Genomic DNA, 17,191 nt, shown 5'->3' with positions numbered 1-17,191 from the left:
TTTATGCCTCCTTTTTGAACAAACCCTTCTATCAAACATAACCTTACTTGATGAAACCTTTGTAATGTCGTTTTACCAATTGGCTTTCCAGTTGTTTCATTGTCTGTAATGCAACACCGACAACGATCAAGAGGCTAGTTCCTCCAACCTGTACAGATTGTGGCAGATTGGCTGCACTTCCCAGAATCAAAGGCAATACAGAAACAGCCGCAAGGAAAAGGGCTCCAACAAAAGTTAAACGATACATTACACGGGTAAGATACGTTTCTGTATTCTTTCCAGGTCTGATGCCCGGTACGTATCCACCTTGTTTTTTCAGATTTTCAGCCATTTGTTCGGGATTGACCTGAACAAAAGAATAGAAATAGGTGAAAGCGATAATAAGGGCTACATAAATCACCATTCCGATTGGCTGTGTATAATCAAATATTGTTTCGATTGTTTGTGCGACTGCATTACCTTCGAAGAAACCCGCGATTGTTCTTGGCGCGATAATAAATGATATTGCGAAGATAACCGGGATAACTCCAGCTGCATTCACTTTTAAAGGTAAATGCGTTGACTGACCGCCTACCGGTGAACGGTTCACTAGTCGCTTGGCATACTGTACAGGTATCTTTCTCAGTGCTTGCTGAATAAAGATAACTCCTACTACAACAGCAAGGATTACCAATACGATCAATGCGACTATGACTATGTTGATGAACAATTCATCCCCAACATCACCGCCGAAATACTGTTCGTATAATTGATTGACCCCATTTGGTATAGCAGCCACGATTCCGGCAAATATCAGAATCGAAATCCCATTTCCTACGCCGTGGGCTGTGATTTGTTCACCTAACCACATAAGGAAAGCTGTTCCACTTGTTAACACAAGGGCAATCACAGCAAATTTCCCGAACCCAGGATCGGTTATCAATTGTCCGCCGGTCATAGCATTGAATCCGACAGACATGGTAGCAGCCTGGATGAAAGCAAGAACAATCGTTCCATAGCGGGTAAACTGAGCTAATTTCTTGCGCCCTACTTCCCCTTGCTTCTTCCATTCAGCAAACTTTGGTACAACATCCATCTGCAGTAATTGCATGATGATGGAGGCAGTAATATAAGGCATGATCCCCATCGCGAAAATCGAGAAGTTCTGCAATGCCCCGCCTCCAAATGTATTCAGAAATCCAAATACACTTTGTTGGTTCATAAAGTCGATGGCGTCCCTGTCCGTAAACGGCACTGGAATGAATGTACCAAGTCTAAAAACGATCAACATCAATAAAGTGAAGACGATTTTTTGCCGAATGTCACCCACGCGTACAAAATTGGAGATTGTACGAAACATTAAATCACCTCAGTTTGACCGCCCGCTGCCTCGATAGCTTCTTTAGCCGAAGCAGAGAACTTGTGAGCTTTTACTGTAAGTTTCTTTTCAACATTACCATTTCCAAGAATCTTAACTCCTGCTTTTAGCTTGCTGACAAGACCAGTTTCAAGTAAAAGCTCAGGTGTTACTTCTGTGCCTTCTTCAAATTGGTTTAAAGCATCCAAATTTACAATCGCGAACTCCCTGCGATGAATGTTAGTAAATCCACGTTTTGGCAAACGTTGGAATAATGGCATCTGGCCGCCTTCGAACCCTGGACGTGTTCCACCGCCTGAACGGGCTTTTTGTCCTTTATGTCCGCGCCCAGCTGTTTTTCCATTACCTGAAGACATTCCTCGTCCTACACGATTACGTTCTTTGCGAGCTTGTGATGGCTTCAATTCATGAAGTTTCATGCGAGCACCTCCTCTTTGCGCTTTCGTTAATTATACTTCTTTGACCGCTACTAAGTGTGATACTTTCTCGACCATGCCGCGTAGGGCTGGAGTATCTTCACGGACTACTGTTTGACGAATTTTGTTCAAGCCTAGTGTTTTGACTGTAGCTTTTTGAGCTTCCGATCTGCCAATAACACTGCGCGTGAGGGTAATTTCTAACTTTTTAGCCATATGATTTCCCTCCTTATCCTAACAGTTCTTCTACTGACTTCCCACGTAATTTAGCAACATCTTCAGCGCGTTTCAGTTCATCCAAACCGTTGATAGTGGCACGAACCATGTTGATTGGTGTATTGGATCCCAATGATTTAGAAAGAATATCACCAACACCAGCAAGTTCCAATACCGCACGGACCGGTCCACCGGCGATGACTCCGGTACCTTCAGCAGCCGGCTTCATCAAAATGCTTCCTGCGCCAAATCCACCAGTGATTTCGTGTGGGATAGTTGTACCTACGATTGGTACATTAATTAGATTTTTCTTTGCATCATCAATTGCTTTTTTGATAGCATCCGGTACTTCTTGTGCTTTACCAGTACCGAAACCTACATGACCATTTTTATCACCGACAACTACTAATGCAGCAAAACGGAAACGACGTCCACCTTTTACTACTTTCGCAACACGGTTGATTGTTACTACGCGTTCTTCAAGATCTAATTTGTTCGGGTCAATGTTTGTACGCAATATATGTCCCTCCTTTAACGATTAAAATTCAAGACCTGCTTCGCGGGCAGCATCTGCCAATGCTTTCACACGTCCATGATATAGGTAACCACCGCGGTCGAACACCACGTTTTTGTATCCATTTTCGATTGCACGGTTAGCAAGCAATTCGCCAACTTTTTGAGCGGCTTCTACGTTACCTGTAGCATCCAAGCTAAGCTCGTTGTCTACAGTAGAAGCACTGGCCAATGTTTTGCTGTTCAAATCATCAATAAGTTGTGCGTAGATGTGTTTGTTTGAACGATATACGTTAAGACGTGGACGTTCTGCAGTTCCGAATAGGTTCTTGCGGATACGAGAATGTCTTTTCTTACGTACTGCATTCTTATCAAGCTTTGTGATCATCTAGGTCACTCCTTTCTGTTCCCTAACTAACCTTTTAAATAAGTGAAATAACTTTTCACCTATTTTACTTAGCTGTCTTACCTTCTTTACGACGTACATATTCGCCTTCATAACGGATTCCTTTACCTTTGTAAGGTTCAGGCGGGCGAATGGCTCTGATATTAGCTGCAACAGCGCCGACTAATTCTTTATCGATTCCCTTTACAGTCACTTTCGTGTTAGAAGGAACCTCGATTTCGATTCCGTCACGGTGTTCGATTTCTACTGGATGAGAATAACCTGCATTAATGATGACTTTATCGCCTTGTTTTTGTGCACGGTAACCAACACCAGTGATCTCAAGGCTTTTTTCGAAGCCTTTATGAACGCCTTCCACCATGTTTCCAAGGATACTACGAGTAGTTCCATGTAGTGAACGGTGTTCTTTATTATCACTTGGACGTTCTACGCTAAGAACGTTATCTTCGATTTTGATTGTGATGTCCTCATGGAAAGTACGAGTTAGCTCTCCTTTAGGACCTTTAACTGTAGCAGTGTTTCCATCAAGCTTGATTTCCACACCTTCTGGGATTTCCAAAATTTTTAATCCTACACGAGACATTCAAAGCACCTCCTATCTTGTCTATATAAATTACCAAACGTATGCGAGCACTTCGCCGCCTACAGCTTGCTCACGTGCTTCTTTATCGGATAAAACACCTTTAGAAGTAGAAACGATTGCAATGCCTAGTCCGTTTAATACTTTTGGTATTTCATCTGCTTTCGCGTAAACGCGCAATCCTGGTTTACTGATTCGTTTCAGGCCAGTGATTACTCTTTCTTCGTTAGTGCCGTACTTAAGGAATATACGTAAAACACCTTGTTTGTTATCTTCAATGAATTCGTAGTCGCGTACAAAGCCTTCACGCTTCAAAATGTCCGCTACCTCTTTTTTCAATTGAGACGCAGGAAGCTCAAGCTTCTCATGACGTACCATGTTTGCGTTACGAATACGAGTAAGCATATCTGCGATTGGATCTGTCATAACCATTATTCATTACCTCCTTCCCTGATCGGGGATTACCAGCTTGCTTTTTTGACACCAGGAATTTGACCTTTATAGGCAAGTTCACGGAAACAAATACGGCAAAGTTTAAATTTGCGCAATACTGAATGCGGGCGTCCGCAGCGTTCACATCTTGTGTACTCTTGCACTTTAAACTTTTGTTTGCGTTTTTGTTTCGCAATCATAGATTTTTTAGCCACTATTTTCCCTCCTTGTGTTAGCTCAAATGCTTATTTTTGGAAAGGCATGCCAAGCTGAGCTAAAAGTTCACGTGCTTCTTCGTCAGTATTGGATGTTGTGACCACAACGATGTCCATACCACGAACTTTGCTTACTTTATCGTAATTAATTTCTGGGAAAATCAATTGCTCTTTAACACCAAGAGTATAGTTACCGCGTCCGTCAAAAGCTTTTTTTGAAATACCACGGAAGTCACGAACTCGTGGAAGTGATACTGCTATAAGTTTTTGAAGGAATTCATACATACGCTCTCCACGCAAGGTTACTTTTGCCCCGATAGGCATTCCCTCACGCAAACGGAAACCTGCAATTGATTTTTTCGCTTTCGTAACTACTGGCTGTTGTCCTGAGATCAAAGCTAGTTCTTCAACTGCGTTGTCTAAGGCTTTGGAGTTTTGAACTGCATCACCAACACCCATATTGATTACGATTTTTTCTACTTTTGGTACCTGCATTACTGATTCATAATTAAATTTTTCAACCAAAGATGGAACGATTTCCTTTTGGTATCTCTGTTTTAATTCGTTCATCGAGTAGCCCTCCTTTCGTCGCTAATTATTTATCTAAAGCTTCACCGGATTTTTTAGCGATACGGACTTTTTTACCGTCGCGTTCTTCAAAACCAACACGTGTTGGCTCTCCTGTTTTAGGATCAATCGGCATAACATTGGAAACATGGATAGATGCTTCCTGGTTAAGAATTCCGCCCTGCGGGTTATCTTGAGAAGGTTTAGCGTGTTTTTTCACAATGTTGATGCCTTCTACTAATACACGATCTTTTTTAGGATATGCTTCAAGAATAGTGCCCTGCTTGCCTTTATCCTTGCCTGCTATAACCTGAACTTTATCACCTTTTTTAACATGCATGCTTGCTGCACCTCCTTACAAGGCTATCATTACAAATCTTATAGTACTTCCGGAGCTAGAGAAACGATCTTCATGAACTTGGCATCGCGCAATTCACGTGCAACTGGTCCAAAGATACGAGTACCACGTGGACTCTTGTCTTCACGAACAATTACGGCTGCATTTTCATCAAATCGAATGTAGGAACCGTCTTTACGGCGAACACCGCTTTTAGAACGGACAACAACAGCTCTAACAACTTCACCTTTTTTAACAACGCCTCCAGGTGTTGCTTGTTTCACCGTACAAACGATCACATCACCGATATTCGCTGTTTTGCGTCCTGAGCCGCCTAAAACTTTAATGGCAAGCACTTCACGTGCACCTGAGTTATCTGCAACTTTTAAACGAGTCTCTTGTTGAATCATAACGCTGTAACCTCCCTTCGGAATCCTTCCGAGCGAACTTTAATTAAATAATTACCGCTTCTTCCACAACTTCTACCAAACGGAAACGTTTTGTAGCGGAAAGTGGACGGGTTTCCATGATGCGGACAATATCGCCGATTTTAGCTTGGTTGTTCTCATCATGTGCCTTGAACTTTTTGGAATACTTAACACGTTTACCGTAAAGTTTATGGAACTTATAAGTCTCAACTAATACTGTAATCGTCTTATCCATTTTATCTGATACTACACGGCCGTTATAGACCTTACGATTATTACGCTCACTCATTTGAGGCTAACCTCCTCTCGATTATCAGTTATTAACGCTTAGTTCTCTTTCACGTACAACTGTTTTCATACGTGCGATCGACTTGCGGACTTCGCGAAGACGTGCAGTGTTTTCCAGCTGGCCAGTTGCCAGTTGGAAGCGCAAGTTGAATAATTCTTCTTTTAAAGATTTAACTTTTTGTTCAATTTCGGCAGTGGTTAGTTCTCTGATTTCGTTAGCCTTCATTGATTTCACCACCAATTTCTTCACGTTTTACAAACTTTGTTTTGATCGGTAGTTTATGAGAAGCAAGACGCAATGCTTCGCGTGCAACTTCCTCAGAAACACCAGCAATTTCAAACATGATTTTTCCAGGCTTTACTACTGCAACCCATCCTTCTGGAGCACCTTTACCGGAACCCATACGAACCTCTAGGGGCTTAGCAGTATAAGGTTTGTCTGGGAAAATTTTAATCCAAACTTTACCGCCACGTTTCATGTAACGAGTCATTGCGATACGCGCAGCCTCGATTTGACGGCTTGTAATCCATGAAGCTTCTACAGCTTGCAATCCATATTCACCAAATGCAACAGACGTTCCACCTTTAGCTTGACCACGCATGCGGCCACGGTGTTGTTTACGATATTTCACACGTTTAGGCATTAACATAATGCGTTCCCCCTTCCTTATTGATTGTTTTTAGTTGGAAGGACTTCTCCACGGTAGATCCACACTTTGACACCCAATTTACCATAAGTAGTATCTGCTTCCGCAGTACCATAGTCGATGTCAGCACGAAGAGTGTGTAGTGGTACAGTTCCTTCGCTGTAATGTTCTGCACGAGCGATGTCAGCTCCGCCAAGACGACCTGAAACTTGTGTACGGATACCTTTTGCTCCTGCACGCATAGCGCGTTGAATTGTTTGTTTTTGTGCACGACGGAAAGAAATACGGTTTTCCAATTGACGAGCAATGTTTTCAGCAACAAGAGTAGCATCCAAATCAGCTTTTTTCACTTCAACGATGTTGATGTGAACTCTTTTACCAGTCAATGCGTTAAGAGACTTACGAAGTGCTTCTACTTCAGAACCGCCCTTACCGATAACCATACCTGGCTTAGCAGTTGAGATAGAAATGTTTACTCGGTTAGCTGCACGCTCGATTTCCACACTGGAAACAGCCGCATCCTTTAGACGTTGTTCAATATATTCACGAATTTTAATGTCTTCATGTAATAGATCTGCATAATCTTTGCCAGCGTACCATTTGGATTCCCAATCACGGATGACGCCGACACGAAGTCCTACAGGATTAACTTTTTGACCCACTGATTATCCCTCCTTCTTTTCTGATACAACCACTGTGATGTGGCTGGTTCTTTTGTTAATTTGACTAGCACGACCCATAGCACGTGGACGGAAACGTTTCAAAGTAACACCTTCGTTCACGAATGCTTCGGATACTACTAAGTCGTCTGGATTCATTTCATAATTGTGTTCTGCATTAGCAATAGCAGATTTTAAAACTTTTTCTACAACTGGTGATGCACCGCGTTGTGTATGCTTTAAAATTGCAACGGCCTCTCCAACATTTTTTCCTCGAATCAAATCGACTACTAAACGGACTTTACGAGGAGCAATACGAACAGATTTCGCAACGGCTTTAGCTTGCATCAAGAGTGCCTCCTCTCATTAGCGTTTTGTTTTCTTGTCATCGCCTGCATGTCCCTTGAACGTGCGGGTAGGCGCGAATTCACCTAGTTTATGTCCAACCATATCTTCAGTGATATAAACAGGCACGTGTTTACGGCCGTCATATACAGCGATGGTATGTCCGACAAAATTAGGGAATATAGTAGAACGACGAGACCAAGTTCTTACAACTTGCTTCTTATCATCTTCGTTCAATTTTTCAACTTTCTTCATTAAATGGTCATCTGCGAAAGGTCCTTTTTTTAAGCTGCGACCCATACATAAACCTCCCTTCGCGATTGACAGACGGGCGTTTCTTCCCGCCGTTCAACCCCGTTATTTTTTACGTTTACGAACGATGAATTTGTCACTAGGTTTGTTGCGTTTACGCGTTTTGTAACCAAGTGTCGGTTTGCCCCAAGGTGACATTGGTGATTTACGTCCGATTGGAGCGCGTCCTTCACCACCACCGTGTGGATGATCGTTAGGGTTCATTACAGAACCACGTACTGTAGGGCGCTTGCCTTGCCAACGAGAGCGTCCGGCTTTACCTACATTGATAAGTTCGTGTTCCAAGTTACCCACTTGACCAACAGTTGCGCGGCAAGTACCTAGAACCAAACGTACTTCACCAGAAACCAAGCGTACTAGTACGTACTTGTCTTCACGGCCAAGGATCTGAGCTTGAGCACCTGCAGAGCGGGCAAGTTGTCCTCCGCGTCCTGGTTTTAGTTCTACATTATGAATGATAGTACCTACAGGGATATTTTGTAGTGGAAGAGCGTTCCCTACTTTAATATCAGCATCTGTTCCAGAGTTGATTTCGTTACCTACTTGCAAACCTTTTGGTGCAAGGATATAACGTTTTTCTCCATCTGCATAGTTGATTAATGCGATGTTAGCGGAACGGTTCGGGTCGTACTCGATAGTAGCAACGCGTCCAGGTATTCCATCTTTGTCACGCTTGAAGTCGATGACACGATACTGGCGCTTATGACCGCCGCCTTGATGACGAACTGTTAGTCTGCCCTGGTTGTTACGTCCTCCGCGTTTGTGGATAGGACTTAACAGGGATTTTTCTGGCTGATCAGTAGTGATTTCGCTGAAATCAGAACCGGACATGCCACGTCTACCATTAGAAGTTGGTTTATACTTTTTAATCGCCATCTTTTTTCCCTCCTTTTTAGTTGAGTTTTATTTATACACTTTCAAAGAATTCTAGTTCTTTGCTGTCTTCAGTAAGTTGAACAATTGCTTTCTTACGGTCAGCACGGTAACCACCGTAACGTCCCATACGCTTGAATTTACCTTTAAGGTTCATCGTGTTCACTTTAGCCACTTTCACACCAAAGATTAATTCTACTGCATCTTTGATTTCTGTTTTGTTAGCTTTGGTACTTACTTCGAACGTATATTTCTTTTCTGCCATCAAATCAGCAGAGTTTTCTGTAATAACCGGGCGCTTAATAATATCACGTGGGTCTTTCATTATGCAAGCACCTCCCCTGCTTTTTCAGCTGCTTCTTTAGTCAAAATCAGCTTGTCATGCGTAAGCAAGTCTAATACATTCACTTCGCTTACAGTTAAAACTTTTACATTAGGCAAGTTGTTAGCAGAACGAGCTACTACTTCATCTTTGTCAGCAGTAACGATCAATGCTTTTCCGTCAACATTAAGCGCAGCAAGCATGCTTACTACCTCTTTTGTTTTCGGAGCATCGAAAGTCAAGCTTTCAAGCACTAATAGGCTTTCTTCTTTCACTTTGGAAGAAAGAGCAGATTTAAGAGCAAGTCTACGTACCTTTTTCGGTAGTTTGTAGCTGTAGCTACGTGGTGTAGGACCGAAAACAGTTCCACCGCCTACCCATTGTGGAGAACGGATGGACCCTTGACGTGCACGTCCTGTACCCTTTTGGCGCCATGGCTTGCGTCCACCACCGCTAACTTCCGAACGATTTTTTACAGCATGTGTTCCTTGACGCAAAGATGCTTGCTGCATTACTACAGCATCGTGTAATACATGTGTGTTTGGTTCAATTCCAAATACGGAGTCATTCAGTTCCAAATCGCCAACTTGTGATCCGCCTTGGTTAAAAAGTGCTACTTTAGGCATGACATATCCTCCCTTCGTTTATTGATTAGTTAGCCTTTACTGCACTCGTAACTTTAACGAATGATTTTTTAGATCCAGGGACATTACCTTTTACTAGGATAAGGTTGCGTTCTGCATCTACTTTTACGATCTCAAGGTTTTGAAGAGTGACTTGCTCTCCACCCATTTGACCTGGTAGTTTCTTACCTTTGAAAACATGCATAGGGTCGATCGCACCCATTGTACCTGGTCTTCTGTGATAACGAGAACCGTGAGTCATTGGTCCGCGGGATTGGTTGTGACGCTTGATCGCACCTTGGAATCCTTTCCCTTTAGAAGTTCCAGTTACATCAATTTTATCTCCAGCTTGAAAAATCTCAACACTAACCTCTTGACCGATTTCATATTCATCAAGGTTAGCATTACGGATTTCACGAATGAAGCGCTTAGGGGTTGTGTTTGCTTTTTCAGCATGACCCTTTTGCGGCTTATTAGCATTTGATTCTTTTTGATCTGCAAAACCCAACTGCACTGCTTCATATCCATCATTTTCTAACGTTCTTTTTTGAAGAACGACGTTTGGCTCAGCCTGAATTACAGTTACTGGAGTCAACTCGCCATTTTCAGAGAATAATTGAGTCATGCCGATTTTACGACCTAAGATTCCTTTCGCCATCCGTTACACCTCCTATTTTCTAAATGTACTTTTATAATTTAATTTCAATGTCCACACCAGATGGTAAGTCAAGACGCATTAGTGAGTCGACTGTTTGTGGTGTTGGACTAACGATGTCGATAAGACGTTTATGCGTGCGCATTTCGAACTGCTCACGAGAATCTTTGTATTTGTGCACCGCACGTAGAACTGTGTACACTGATTTTTCTGTAGGCAACGGGATCGGACCGGATACATTCGCACCAGAACGCTTAGCCGTGTCTACGATTTTTTCNTAATAGGCTTTCTTCTTTCACTTTGGAAGAAAGAGCAGATTTAAGAGCAAGTCTACGTACCTTTTTCGGTAGTTTGTAGCTGTAGCTACGTGGTGTAGGACCGAAAACAGTTCCACCGCCTACCCATTGTGGAGAACGGATGGACCCTTGACGTGCACGTCCTGTACCCTTTTGGCGCCATGGCTTGCGTCCACCACCGCTAACTTCCGAACGATTTTTTACAGCATGTGTTCCTTGACGCAAAGATGCTTGCTGCATTACTACAGCATCGTGTAATACATGTGTGTTTGGTTCAATTCCAAATACGGAGTCATTCAGTTCCAAATCGCCAACTTGTGATCCGCCTTGGTTAAAAAGTGCTACTTTAGGCATGACATATCCTCCCTTCGTTTATTGATTAGTTAGCCTTTACTGCACTCGTAACTTTAACGAATGATTTTTTAGATCCAGGGACATTACCTTTTACTAGGATAAGGTTGCGTTCTGCATCTACTTTTACGATCTCAAGGTTTTGAAGAGTGACTTGCTCTCCACCCATTTGACCTGGTAGTTTCTTACCTTTGAAAACATGCATAGGGTCGATCGCACCCATTGTACCTGGTCTTCTGTGATAACGAGAACCGTGAGTCATTGGTCCGCGGGATTGGTTGTGACGCTTGATCGCACCTTGGAATCCTTTCCCTTTAGAAGTTCCAGTTACATCAATTTTATCTCCAGCTTGAAAAATCTCAACACTAACCTCTTGACCGATTTCATATTCATCAAGGTTAGCATTACGGATTTCACGAATGAAGCGCTTAGGGGTTGTGTTTGCTTTTTCAGCATGACCCTTTTGCGGCTTATTAGCATTTGATTCTTTTTGATCTGCAAAACCCAACTGCACTGCTTCATATCCATCATTTTCTAACGTTCTTTTTTGAAGAACGACGTTTGGCTCAGCCTGAATTACAGTTACTGGAGTCAACTCGCCATTTTCAGAGAATAATTGAGTCATGCCGATTTTACGACCTAAGATTCCTTTCGCCATCCGTTACACCTCCTATTTTCTAAATGTACTTTTATAATTTAATTTCAATGTCCACACCAGATGGTAAGTCAAGACGCATTAGTGAGTCGACTGTTTGTGGTGTTGGACTAACGATGTCGATAAGACGTTTATGCGTGCGCATTTCGAACTGCTCACGAGAATCTTTGTATTTGTGCACCGCACGTAGAACTGTGTACACTGATTTTTCTGTAGGCAACGGGATCGGACCGGATACATTCGCACCAGAACGCTTAGCCGTGTCTACGATTTTTTCAGCTGACTGATCAAGAATACGGTGATCGTAAGCTTTTAAACGGATTCTAATCTTTTCTTTTGCCATTATTTTCCCTCCTTTTTTCGCCCATTTTATAATAGACATTCTCCGCGAAAATTCCTTGACCACCCGCCATGGCAAAGGGGCCGGGTGTGCCAACAACCTTCCGCATCATCGCCTTTAATGACCAACATTATTAATTATATAGAATATCTGCGGTCATTGCAACAATAAATTAGAAATAATTTATTTACAGCACTTTTCGTATTATACATGAGTTCTGCCCATGTTTTCAAGTTTTTGTGGTATTTTTTTTGTGGGAAATTATGTGAGACAGTTCAGGGCTATTTTAGAGGATCGAATAAGTGTTTTCGAAGAGTCTTTCATATTTTTCAGGCTGAAGGAATATGGATAAGATAGAATAGTTACTTAATAAATAGAAATAAAAAAACAGACAGTGCAAGTATACACTGTCTGTTTGATTTTTAAGATTACTCTACGATAGTAGCAACAACGCCAGCGCCTACTGTACGGCCACCTTCACGGATAGAGAACTTAGTTCCATCTTCGATAGCGATTGGAGAAATAAGTTCAACTGTCATTTCTACGTTGTCACCAGGCATTACCATTTCTACTCCTTCAGGAAGAGTGATAACACCAGTTACGTCAGTTGTACGGAAGTAGAACTGCGGACGGTAGTTACCAAAGAATGGAGTGTGACGTCCACCTTCTTCTTTAGAAAGAACATAAACTTCTGCTTTAAACTTAGTGTGTGGAGTAATAGTACCAGGCTTTGCAAGTACTTGACCACGGTTGATGTCTTCACGTGCAACACCACGAAGAAGTGCACCGATGTTGTCTCCAGCTTCTGCATAGTCAAGAAGCTTACGGAACATTTCTACACCAGTAACAGTTGTTTTCTTAGCTTCATCAGCAAGACCGATGATATCAACTTCGTCACCGACTTTGATAACGCCACGCTCAACACGGCCTGTAGCAACAGTACCACGACCAGTGATAGAGAATACGTCCTCAACTGGCATCATGAATGGCTTTTCAGTGTCACGGTCTGGTCTTGGGATGTATTCGTCAACAGCATCCATCAATTCAAAGATTTTGTTTGCATACTCTTCGTCACCCTCAAGTGCTTTAAGAGCAGAACCTTTGATTACTGGTACGTCATCACCAGGGAAGTCGTACTCAGAAAGAAGATCGCGAACTTCCATTTCTACTAGTTCAAGAAGTTCTTCGTCATCTACCATGTCAGTTTTGTTAAGGAATACTACGATTGCAGGTACCCCAACCTGACGAGATAGAAGGATGTGCTCACGAGTTTGTGGCATTGGACCATCTGCAGCAGATACTACAAGGATAGCTCCGTCCATTTGAGCAGCACCAGTGATCATGTTTTTAACGTAGTCAGCGTGACCTGGGCAGTCAACGTGAGCATAGTGACGGTTTTCAGTTTCGTACTCAACGTGAGAAGTAGCGATTGTGATTCCACGCTCTTTCTCTTCTGGAGCACCGTCGATTTGATCATATGCCATTGCAGTACCAGAACCAGAACGGCTGTGTAGTACTGTTGTGATAGCAGCAGTTAGAGTTGTTTTACCATGGTCAACGTGACCGATTGTACCAATATTGACGTGGTCTTTGGAGCGGTCGAATTTTTCTTTAGCCATTTATATTTCCTCCTTAAAAGTAAGTAACTATATTTTAAATGTATTTGTTGCTTAGAAACAACTAATAGACGTTGTTTCTAAGCCTACAATACAAGTTATACTTGATGCTTGGCAAAAAATCAATTATTCACCAGCATTTTTCTTAATAATTTCTTCAGAAATGCTTTTCGGTACTTCTTCGTAATGATCGAAGTGCATGGTGTATTGTCCTCTGCCTTGTGTATTAGAACGCAATGCAGTTGCATAACCGAACATTTCAGAAAGTGGTACAAACGCATTAACTACCTGCGTATTACCGCGGGCTCCCATACCTTCTACACGTCCACGACGGGAAGTTACGTCACCCATGATGTCTCCCATGTATTCTTCCGGAATGACAACTTCTACTTTCATCATTGGCTCTAGAAGAACTGGTTGACATTTACCTTTTGCTGCTTTAAGCGCCATTGATGCGGCAACTTTAAACGCAGTTTCGTTGGAGTCCACATCGTGGTAACTTCCATCGAACAAGGTAGCTTTAACATCGATTAATGGGTATCCAGCCAATACACCATTTTCCATAGACTCAGCAATACCTGCTTCTACAGATGGGATGTATTCACGTGGTACAGTACCACCAACGATTTTGTTTACGAATTCGAAGCCAGCGCCTTCTTCGTTCGGTTCAAATTTAACCCAAACGTGACCATATTGTCCACGACCACCAGACTGACGTACGAACTTACCTTCAACTTCTGCTGAACCACGGAAAGTTTCACGATACGCAACTTGAGGCGCGCCAACATTTGCTTCAACTTTGAATTCGCGTTTCAAACGGTCAACAATGATGTCAAGGTGAAGTTCACCCATACCAGAGATGATCGTTTGCCCTGTTTCAGGGTTTGTTTCTGTTTTGAATGTTGGATCTTCTTCTGCAAGCTTACCTAAAGCAACAGCCATTTTGTCCTGGTCTGCTTTTGTTTTAGGCTCGATAGCAACAGAGATAACTGGTTCCGGGAATTCCATTGATTCGAGGATAACAAGTGATTTCTCATCGCATAGAGTATCACCAGTTCCTGTATCTTTAAGACCCACCGCACCAGCGATGTCACCGGCATATACAGTCGAAATTTCTTCACGGGAATTCGCGTGCATTTGCAGGATACGTCCTACACGTTCACGTTTATCCTTCGTGGAGTTTCTTACATATGAACCGGAATCCAAGGTACCGGAGTACACACGGAAGAATGTAAGCTTACCAACATAAGGGTCAGTGGCCACTTTAAATGCCAAAGCTGAGAATGGTTCGTTATCGTCAGCTTTACGAACTACTTGTTCTTCTGTTCTTGGAACATGACCTTCAATTGGAGGTACGTCAGTTGGAGCAGGAAGGTAGTCAATAACACCATCGATTAACAACTGTACACCCTTGTTTTTGAAGGCAGAACCACAGAATACTGGGTAGAATTCAACGCTTAGAGTAGCTTTACGCACTGCCGCTTTAAGTTCTTCGTTGGAGATTTCTTCTCCTTCAAGATACTTCATCATTAAGTCTTCATCAAGCTCAGCAACCGCTTCTAACAAATTAGTGCGGTATTCCTCAGCTTGTTCTTTATACTCATCCGGGATTGGACGCGCTTCTGCACGTGTTCCAAGATCATCCAGATAGAAGAATGCTTCCATCGAGATTAGGTCAATGATTCCTTCGAAGTCATCTTCCGCACCGATTGGAAGTTGTACCGGATGTGCGTTAGCACCAAGACGATCTCCGAGTGTTCCTACTGAATAAAGGAAGTCTGCTCCTATTTTATCCATTTTGTTTACGAACACGATACGAGGAACGCCGTAAGTAGTAGCCTGGCGCCAAACAGTTTCTGTTTGAGGCTCAACACCTGATTGAGCATCAAGAACGGCAACAGATCCATCAAGTACACGAAGAGAACGTTCAACCTCAACTGTGAAGTCCACGTGTCCTGGTGTGTCGATGATATTGATGCGGTGACCCTTCCATTGTGCTGTCGTTGCAGCAGAAGTGATCGTAATACCACGTTCTTGTTCTTGCTCCATCCAGTCCATTTGGGAAGCACCTTCGTGTGTTTCACCAATTTTATGGATACGTCCTGTGTAGAAAAGAATACGCTCGGTAGCAGTCGTTTTACCCGCATCAATGTGCGCCATGATACCGATGTTACGAGTCTTTTCCAAGGAGAATTCTCTAGCCATGCATATTTCTCCTTCCTGTTACGAAGTTATTTTTTAGATAGTTGTCGTAAAGCACCTGAACGAGAACTTAAGTCAGCCCTCCATGCGGCAAATAAGCCACAAAGAGGATTTTTCTTAAGTTAAGATGCCTCAACAAGGATCTTACCAGCGGTAGTGAGCAAATGCTTTGTTGGCTTCTGCCATTTTGTGCATGTCTTCTCTTTTCTTCACTGATGCACCAGTGTTGTTGGAAGCATCAAGAATTTCGTTCGCTAGACGCTCTTCCATTGTTTTTTCACCGCGAGTACGGGAATAGTTAACAATGTAGCGCAAGCCTAGTGCCTGGCGGCGTTCAGGGCGAACTTCTACCGGTACTTGGTAGTTAGATCCACCAACACGACGGGCGCGAACTTCAAGTACAGGCATTACATTCTTCATTGCTTGTTCGAAAACTTCCATAGCATCTTGGCCACTGCGTTCTTGAACAAGTTCGAATGCTCTATAAAGAATTTTTTGCGCTTTTCCACGTTGTCCGTCAACCATGATTTGGTTGATTAAACGTGTTACAAGCTTGGAGTTGTGCAGCGGATCTGGTAATACATCACGCTTAGCTACTGGTCCTTTACGTGGCATTTGAGATCCTCCTTTCTATGCTTTGATATTTTATATCAATCCGTTTATTTCTTAGGTCTTTTTGTACCGTATTTAGAACGGCCTTGAGCACGACCTTCAACACCTGCAGTATCAAGCGCTCCACGAACAATGTGATAACGCACACCCGGCAAGTCTTTTACACGACCTCCACGGATAAGAACAACACTGTGCTCTTGAAGGTTGTGGCCGATTCCAGGGATATAAGCTGTTACTTCGATTCCGTTAGTCAAACGCACACGAGCATATTTACGAAGTGCAGAGTTTGGTTTCTTCGGAGTCAAAGTACCAACACGTGTACACACTCCACGTTTTTGAGGAGAAGATTGGTCAGTCAAAGTTTTCTTGAAACTGTTGTAACCTTTGTTAAGTGCCGGTGAGTCGGATTTTTTACCTTTGCTCACACGTCCTTTACGTACTAGTTGGTTAATAGTTGGCATGTTTTTTTCCTCCTTCCTGACTTTTTTGTAATACCACATATCCAGGTGGTTCATAACAAGGCAAAAAACAAAGCCTTCGCGTATAATTCCCGCCAAAACTTTATTGCTTTATCGCCACTGTCGCCGTACCTACATCTATACCACATACATCTCCGAGCTTCTTCATAGAATCCACTCTGCTGCATGGGATGTCTAATTCTTTTGCAAGACGCGACACTTTGTTCGTTATCTGCTGATCAGCATCATCAGCCACGACAACTTCACTAACTTCGCCATTTTTCATGGCTTTTAATGTCTGCTTCGTTCCAATAATTAAACCAGTTTTAACCTGTGCTACTTTTTCATAAGACATTATCTATCCTCCAAAGCAACAAGGATAAACGGAAGCACCTAAAATATAGTATCATCCCCAGTAATCAATGTCAACGTATTATCAAAGGATTTTTACCTGAAATTTAGGGGCGGCC

28 protein-coding genes and 2 pseudogenes are annotated in these 17,191 nt (G+C 42.6%); all 30 read right to left on the bottom strand.

The window, feature by feature from the left end; genetic code table 11:
• Positions 1–43: 43 nt before the first annotated feature.
• Entirely contained in the window at positions 44–1,339 is a 1,296-nt protein-coding gene (gene secY, locus CZ434_RS15440) for a preprotein translocase subunit SecY (protein WP_077623982.1), read from the bottom strand.
• The gene (gene rplO / locus CZ434_RS15435) at positions 1,339–1,776 is read right to left on the bottom strand and encodes a 50S ribosomal protein L15 (protein WP_077623981.1); all 438 of its coding nucleotides are present in this window, start codon (positions 1,774–1,776) and stop codon (positions 1,339–1,341) included. The genes secY and rplO overlap by 1 nt, the downstream gene beginning before the upstream one ends.
• 30 nt (positions 1,777–1,806) lie before the next feature.
• A complete protein-coding gene (gene rpmD / locus CZ434_RS15430) occupies positions 1,807–1,989 on the bottom strand; it encodes a 50S ribosomal protein L30 (RefSeq protein WP_077623980.1) in 183 nt (60 codons plus the stop codon).
• 13 nt (positions 1,990–2,002) lie between these two features.
• The gene (gene rpsE, locus CZ434_RS15425) at positions 2,003–2,506 is read right to left on the bottom strand and encodes a 30S ribosomal protein S5 (protein WP_077623979.1); all 504 of its coding nucleotides are present in this window, start codon (positions 2,504–2,506) and stop codon (positions 2,003–2,005) included.
• A gap of 21 nt (positions 2,507–2,527) precedes the next feature.
• On the bottom strand, positions 2,528–2,890 hold the full coding sequence (rplR, locus tag CZ434_RS15420; RefSeq protein ID WP_077623978.1) for a 50S ribosomal protein L18: 363 nt from the start codon (positions 2,888–2,890) through the stop codon (positions 2,528–2,530).
• Positions 2,891–2,954: 64 nt separating this feature from the next.
• Complete coding sequence (gene rplF / locus CZ434_RS15415) at positions 2,955–3,491, bottom strand: 50S ribosomal protein L6 (RefSeq protein WP_077623977.1); 537 nt, start codon at positions 3,489–3,491, stop codon at positions 2,955–2,957.
• A gap of 30 nt (positions 3,492–3,521) precedes the next feature.
• Positions 3,522–3,920: a 30S ribosomal protein S8 gene (gene rpsH / locus CZ434_RS15410; protein ID WP_077623976.1), complete on the bottom strand. Its 399-nt coding sequence runs from the start codon at positions 3,918–3,920 to the stop codon at positions 3,522–3,524.
• Between the two features lie 29 nt (positions 3,921–3,949).
• On the bottom strand, positions 3,950–4,135 hold the full coding sequence (locus tag CZ434_RS15405) for a type Z 30S ribosomal protein S14 (protein ID WP_026569056.1): 186 nt from the start codon (positions 4,133–4,135) through the stop codon (positions 3,950–3,952).
• Between the two features lie 30 nt (positions 4,136–4,165).
• Entirely contained in the window at positions 4,166–4,705 is a 540-nt protein-coding gene (gene rplE, locus CZ434_RS15400) for a 50S ribosomal protein L5 (RefSeq protein WP_077623975.1), read from the bottom strand.
• Positions 4,706–4,730: 25 nt separating this feature from the next.
• Positions 4,731–5,042 carry a 50S ribosomal protein L24 gene (rplX, locus tag CZ434_RS15395; protein WP_077623974.1) on the bottom strand — a complete coding sequence of 104 codons (312 nt, stop codon included), beginning with the start codon at positions 5,040–5,042 and terminating at the stop codon, positions 4,731–4,733.
• Positions 5,043–5,080: 38 nt separating this feature from the next.
• The gene (gene rplN / locus CZ434_RS15390) at positions 5,081–5,449 is read right to left on the bottom strand and encodes a 50S ribosomal protein L14 (protein WP_077623973.1); all 369 of its coding nucleotides are present in this window, start codon (positions 5,447–5,449) and stop codon (positions 5,081–5,083) included.
• A gap of 43 nt (positions 5,450–5,492) precedes the next feature.
• A complete protein-coding gene (gene rpsQ, locus CZ434_RS15385) occupies positions 5,493–5,756 on the bottom strand; it encodes a 30S ribosomal protein S17 (protein WP_077623972.1) in 264 nt (87 codons plus the stop codon).
• A gap of 24 nt (positions 5,757–5,780) precedes the next feature.
• Entirely contained in the window at positions 5,781–5,981 is a 201-nt protein-coding gene (gene rpmC, locus CZ434_RS15380) for a 50S ribosomal protein L29 (RefSeq protein ID WP_017473656.1), read from the bottom strand.
• On the bottom strand, positions 5,971–6,405 hold the full coding sequence (gene rplP, locus CZ434_RS15375; protein ID WP_077623971.1) for a 50S ribosomal protein L16: 435 nt from the start codon (positions 6,403–6,405) through the stop codon (positions 5,971–5,973). Before rplP ends, rpmC begins: the two co-directional genes overlap by 11 nt.
• Positions 6,406–6,422: 17 nt before the next feature.
• Positions 6,423–7,064, bottom strand: a complete 642-nt coding sequence (gene rpsC, locus CZ434_RS15370; protein WP_077623970.1) for a 30S ribosomal protein S3 — start codon at positions 7,062–7,064, stop codon at positions 6,423–6,425.
• Positions 7,065–7,067: 3 nt separating this feature from the next.
• Positions 7,068–7,409, bottom strand: coding sequence for a 50S ribosomal protein L22 (gene rplV / locus CZ434_RS15365; RefSeq protein WP_077623969.1), 342 nt, complete (start codon positions 7,407–7,409; stop codon positions 7,068–7,070).
• Positions 7,410–7,427: 18 nt separating this feature from the next.
• Complete coding sequence (gene rpsS, locus CZ434_RS15360) at positions 7,428–7,706, bottom strand: 30S ribosomal protein S19 (RefSeq protein ID WP_077623968.1); 279 nt, start codon at positions 7,704–7,706, stop codon at positions 7,428–7,430.
• A 57-nt stretch (positions 7,707–7,763) separates the two neighbouring features.
• Positions 7,764–8,594 carry a 50S ribosomal protein L2 gene (gene rplB / locus CZ434_RS15355; protein WP_077623967.1) on the bottom strand — a complete coding sequence of 277 codons (831 nt, stop codon included), beginning with the start codon at positions 8,592–8,594 and terminating at the stop codon, positions 7,764–7,766.
• A gap of 31 nt (positions 8,595–8,625) precedes the next feature.
• Positions 8,626–8,916, bottom strand: coding sequence for a 50S ribosomal protein L23 (gene rplW / locus CZ434_RS15350; protein WP_077623966.1), 291 nt, complete (start codon positions 8,914–8,916; stop codon positions 8,626–8,628).
• Positions 8,916–9,539, bottom strand: coding sequence for a 50S ribosomal protein L4 (gene rplD / locus CZ434_RS15345; RefSeq protein WP_077623965.1), 624 nt, complete (start codon positions 9,537–9,539; stop codon positions 8,916–8,918). The genes rplW and rplD (CZ434_RS15345) overlap by 1 nt, the downstream gene beginning before the upstream one ends.
• Before the next feature lie 25 nt (positions 9,540–9,564).
• Positions 9,565–10,194, bottom strand: coding sequence for a 50S ribosomal protein L3 (rplC, locus tag CZ434_RS15340; RefSeq protein ID WP_077623962.1), 630 nt, complete (start codon positions 10,192–10,194; stop codon positions 9,565–9,567).
• A 31-nt stretch (positions 10,195–10,225) separates the two neighbouring features.
• Positions 10,226–10,468 (bottom strand): annotated as a pseudogene (rpsJ, locus tag CZ434_RS22800) (30S ribosomal protein S10); the annotation flags it as partial.
• Position 10,469: 1 nt separating this feature from the next.
• A pseudogene (rplD, locus tag CZ434_RS22795) lies at positions 10,470–10,841 on the bottom strand (50S ribosomal protein L4); the annotation flags it as partial.
• A 25-nt stretch (positions 10,842–10,866) separates the two neighbouring features.
• Entirely contained in the window at positions 10,867–11,496 is a 630-nt protein-coding gene (gene rplC, locus CZ434_RS15325; protein WP_077623962.1) for a 50S ribosomal protein L3, read from the bottom strand.
• Between the two features lie 31 nt (positions 11,497–11,527).
• Positions 11,528–11,836, bottom strand: coding sequence for a 30S ribosomal protein S10 (gene rpsJ, locus CZ434_RS15320; protein WP_026569043.1), 309 nt, complete (start codon positions 11,834–11,836; stop codon positions 11,528–11,530).
• Positions 11,837–12,261: 425 nt separating this feature from the next.
• The gene (tuf, locus tag CZ434_RS15315; RefSeq protein ID WP_077623961.1) at positions 12,262–13,452 is read right to left on the bottom strand and encodes an elongation factor Tu; all 1,191 of its coding nucleotides are present in this window, start codon (positions 13,450–13,452) and stop codon (positions 12,262–12,264) included.
• Between the two features lie 123 nt (positions 13,453–13,575).
• Positions 13,576–15,654: an elongation factor G gene (gene fusA / locus CZ434_RS15310; protein WP_077623960.1), complete on the bottom strand. Its 2,079-nt coding sequence runs from the start codon at positions 15,652–15,654 to the stop codon at positions 13,576–13,578.
• A gap of 141 nt (positions 15,655–15,795) precedes the next feature.
• Positions 15,796–16,266, bottom strand: coding sequence for a 30S ribosomal protein S7 (gene rpsG, locus CZ434_RS15305; RefSeq protein ID WP_077623959.1), 471 nt, complete (start codon positions 16,264–16,266; stop codon positions 15,796–15,798).
• Positions 16,267–16,310: 44 nt separating this feature from the next.
• On the bottom strand, positions 16,311–16,724 hold the full coding sequence (gene rpsL / locus CZ434_RS15300) for a 30S ribosomal protein S12 (RefSeq protein WP_026569040.1): 414 nt from the start codon (positions 16,722–16,724) through the stop codon (positions 16,311–16,313).
• 100 nt (positions 16,725–16,824) lie between these two features.
• Positions 16,825–17,076 (bottom strand): 50S ribosomal protein L7ae-like protein, encoded by a 252-nt coding sequence (locus CZ434_RS15295; RefSeq protein WP_077623958.1) that lies wholly within the window; start codon positions 17,074–17,076, stop codon positions 16,825–16,827.
• Positions 17,077–17,191: the final 115 nt, after the last annotated feature.

This window comes from Sediminibacillus massiliensis (genome assembly GCF_900156915.1).
Taxonomy (GTDB): Bacteria; Bacillota; Bacilli; order Bacillales; family Amphibacillaceae; genus Sediminibacillus_A; species Sediminibacillus_A massiliensis.
The sequence above is the reverse complement of the archived record's forward strand: the minus strand, read 5'-3'. Positions and strand labels throughout refer to the sequence as shown.

What these genes read in the sequence shown, in the direction of transcription:
- rpmC (WP_017473656.1), bottom strand. Translation starts at nt 5,981, where the DNA reads ATGAAGGCTAACGAAATCAGAGAACTAACCACTGCCGAAATTGAACAA.
- rplD (WP_077623965.1), bottom strand. Translation starts at nt 9,539, where the DNA reads ATGCCTAAAGTAGCACTTTTTAACCAAGGCGGATCACAAGTTGGCGAT.
- secY (WP_077623982.1), bottom strand. Translation starts at nt 1,339, where the DNA reads ATGTTTCGTACAATCTCCAATTTTGTACGCGTGGGTGACATTCGGCAA.
- rplO (WP_077623981.1), bottom strand. Translation starts at nt 1,776, where the DNA reads ATGAAACTTCATGAATTGAAGCCATCACAAGCTCGCAAAGAACGTAAT.
- rplF (WP_077623977.1), bottom strand. Translation starts at nt 3,491, where the DNA reads ATGTCTCGTGTAGGATTAAAAATTTTGGAAATCCCAGAAGGTGTGGAA.
- rplP (WP_077623971.1), bottom strand. Translation starts at nt 6,405, where the DNA reads ATGTTAATGCCTAAACGTGTGAAATATCGTAAACAACACCGTGGCCGC.
- rplW (WP_077623966.1), bottom strand. Translation starts at nt 8,916, where the DNA reads ATGAAAGACCCACGTGATATTATTAAGCGCCCGGTTATTACAGAAAAC.
- rplX (WP_077623974.1), bottom strand. Translation starts at nt 5,042, where the DNA reads ATGCATGTTAAAAAAGGTGATAAAGTTCAGGTTATAGCAGGCAAGGAT.
- rpsG (WP_077623959.1), bottom strand. Translation starts at nt 16,266, where the DNA reads ATGCCACGTAAAGGACCAGTAGCTAAGCGTGATGTATTACCAGATCCG.
- rpsJ (WP_026569043.1), bottom strand. Translation starts at nt 11,836, where the DNA reads ATGGCAAAAGAAAAGATTAGAATCCGTTTAAAAGCTTACGATCACCGT.
- rpmD (WP_077623980.1), bottom strand. Translation starts at nt 1,989, where the DNA reads ATGGCTAAAAAGTTAGAAATTACCCTCACGCGCAGTGTTATTGGCAGA.
- tuf (WP_077623961.1), bottom strand. Translation starts at nt 13,452, where the DNA reads ATGGCTAAAGAAAAATTCGACCGCTCCAAAGACCACGTCAATATTGGT.
- rpsQ (WP_077623972.1), bottom strand. Translation starts at nt 5,756, where the DNA reads ATGAGTGAGCGTAATAATCGTAAGGTCTATAACGGCCGTGTAGTATCA.
- rpsS (WP_077623968.1), bottom strand. Translation starts at nt 7,706, where the DNA reads ATGGGTCGCAGCTTAAAAAAAGGACCTTTCGCAGATGACCATTTAATG.
- rplC (WP_077623962.1), bottom strand. Translation starts at nt 10,194, where the DNA reads ATGGCGAAAGGAATCTTAGGTCGTAAAATCGGCATGACTCAATTATTC.
- rplN (WP_077623973.1), bottom strand. Translation starts at nt 5,449, where the DNA reads ATGATTCAACAAGAGACTCGTTTAAAAGTTGCAGATAACTCAGGTGCA.
- fusA (WP_077623960.1), bottom strand. Translation starts at nt 15,654, where the DNA reads ATGGCTAGAGAATTCTCCTTGGAAAAGACTCGTAACATCGGTATCATG.
- CZ434_RS15295 (WP_077623958.1), bottom strand. Translation starts at nt 17,076, where the DNA reads ATGTCTTATGAAAAAGTAGCACAGGTTAAAACTGGTTTAATTATTGGA.
- rpsH (WP_077623976.1), bottom strand. Translation starts at nt 3,920, where the DNA reads ATGGTTATGACAGATCCAATCGCAGATATGCTTACTCGTATTCGTAAC.
- rplR (WP_077623978.1), bottom strand. Translation starts at nt 2,890, where the DNA reads ATGATCACAAAGCTTGATAAGAATGCAGTACGTAAGAAAAGACATTCT.
- rplC (WP_077623962.1), bottom strand. Translation starts at nt 11,496, where the DNA reads ATGGCGAAAGGAATCTTAGGTCGTAAAATCGGCATGACTCAATTATTC.
- rplE (WP_077623975.1), bottom strand. Translation starts at nt 4,705, where the DNA reads ATGAACGAATTAAAACAGAGATACCAAAAGGAAATCGTTCCATCTTTG.
- rplB (WP_077623967.1), bottom strand. Translation starts at nt 8,594, where the DNA reads ATGGCGATTAAAAAGTATAAACCAACTTCTAATGGTAGACGTGGCATG.
- rplV (WP_077623969.1), bottom strand. Translation starts at nt 7,409, where the DNA reads ATGCAAGCTAAAGCCGTTGCGAAATCTGTTCGTATTGCTCCTCGTAAA.
- rpsL (WP_026569040.1), bottom strand. Translation starts at nt 16,724, where the DNA reads ATGCCAACTATTAACCAACTAGTACGTAAAGGACGTGTGAGCAAAGGT.